The following is a 1540-nucleotide window of genomic DNA, read 5'->3' on the forward strand; positions in this document are numbered from 1 at the left end:
CAGAAGCAGAGGCGAAGCGGAAAATTGCAGAGGCATACGATATGTATGGTCAGGCAGCTATTTTGGATATGGTGCTGGAGATGCTTCCTGAATATGCTAAACAAATTGCCAGCCCGCTTGGTAATATTGATAAAATTACGGTTGTGGATACAGGTGGCAATGGCAGCTCTGGTGCTAACAAAGTATCAGGATATGCGACAGACTTAATGGCAACGATGCAGGAATCTCTTAAAGCATCTGCGGGTATTGACGTGAAGGAGCTTCTTGAAAATCTGTCTGGAAAGAACAGAGAGGTAATCCACACAGAAGCTGACGAATAATAGAAAGTATATAGTAGTCTAAAACAAACCCAAGCTATTTATCGAGTTACATTCGCATAATAGCTTGGGTTCTTTATTAGCTGGTTGCTTTAGGTTGGTACATTATCAAGATTATTGTAGTGTATTAGAGGAGCAATACTTTTTTTATGTTATTGCTGTTTGTAACTTTATTGTCTAATATATATAGACAAGATGAAAGGGTATCCCAATCTGGGATACCCTTCATTTGTATTACTGTTCTTTTAAGTCTTCAATGGAATCGATATCCATGTACTTAGGAACAACAAGACCAAGCTTAGTTCCTTCAAGGTTTGCACCTAGATCTTCAAACTTGCCGGCATATTTAGTTGCATAGTCTTCGTGTGTTATTGGCAGCCAGCCTGCAACATGTGCATCAAGGCTTCCGTCTGCTACTCCAGTCCACATTGGACCTGCTTCTACTTGGCTTAATGTCACGTCATAGCCTAAGTCAGTCAAAACTTTGCCGATTACATTTGTGCTGGCAATTTCACTATCCCAAGCAACATAGCCTAGTTTAATTTTATCACCATTTACTTTGGAAACGCCTTTAGTCCACTCACTTACTACATCTGCGTTATCCTTTACCCATGCAGCAGCTGCATCTTCTGGTTGTGTACCATCGTAAATTTCCATCATCACTTCGCCCATTGCATCTGTATCCCAATGGAAGTTGTCAAGCACTTGATATGCTTCAGGCATATCTTCTTTTAAACCGTTACGTACAATTGTATGAATATTTTCATCTTCGCCGAATGAACCTTTAGGATCGTCTAAATACTTCAAGTCATATGCATTAAACATCCAATGCGGAGTCCATCCAGTAATGATGATGGGTTCTTTTTTATCATAAGCTTTTTTTAATGTTGCAGTCATTGCGGCACTTGAGCCTTCAACAATGCTCCAGTCAGACAAATCATAGTCTTCCTTTGCTTTGGCAGCGGCCTTCGTAATTCCAGCACCAGGGTCAATTCCGATAATTTCATGATCCACTTGCTCCCCGATGGAAGCATTCTCGTCTGCTTTTGAACCACATGCAGCAAGTGCAAATACTAAAGCTGCTGCAAATAGCATGGATATAAATTTTTTCATAACTTTAAATTCCCCCTCTTTTTTTTGTACCAAGATTTTGCGTAATTCTATCTAGAATGATTGCAACAACTACAATCGCCAAACCAGCTTCAAAGCCGCGTCCGATTTGG

2 protein-coding genes are annotated in these 1540 nt (G+C 40.3%); one reads left to right on the forward strand and one right to left on the reverse strand.

The window, feature by feature from the left end:
* Positions 1 to 320 (forward strand): flotillin domain-containing protein (locus AB0G52_RS41070; protein ID WP_361344383.1); only part of this gene is annotated, 320 nt, incomplete at its 5' end.
* A gap of 231 nt (positions 321 to 551) precedes the next feature.
* Here the strand turns inward: AB0G52_RS41070 and AB0G52_RS41075 are convergent.
* The gene (locus AB0G52_RS41075; protein WP_361344386.1) at positions 552 to 1463 is read right to left on the reverse strand and encodes a glycine betaine ABC transporter substrate-binding protein; all 912 of its coding nucleotides are present in this window, start codon (positions 1461 to 1463) and stop codon (positions 552 to 554) included.
* Positions 1464 to 1540: the final 77 nt, after the last annotated feature.

Source organism: Streptomyces sp. NPDC021562, assembly GCF_040640875.1.
Lineage (GTDB): Bacteria > Actinomycetota > Actinomycetes > Streptomycetales > Streptomycetaceae > Streptomyces.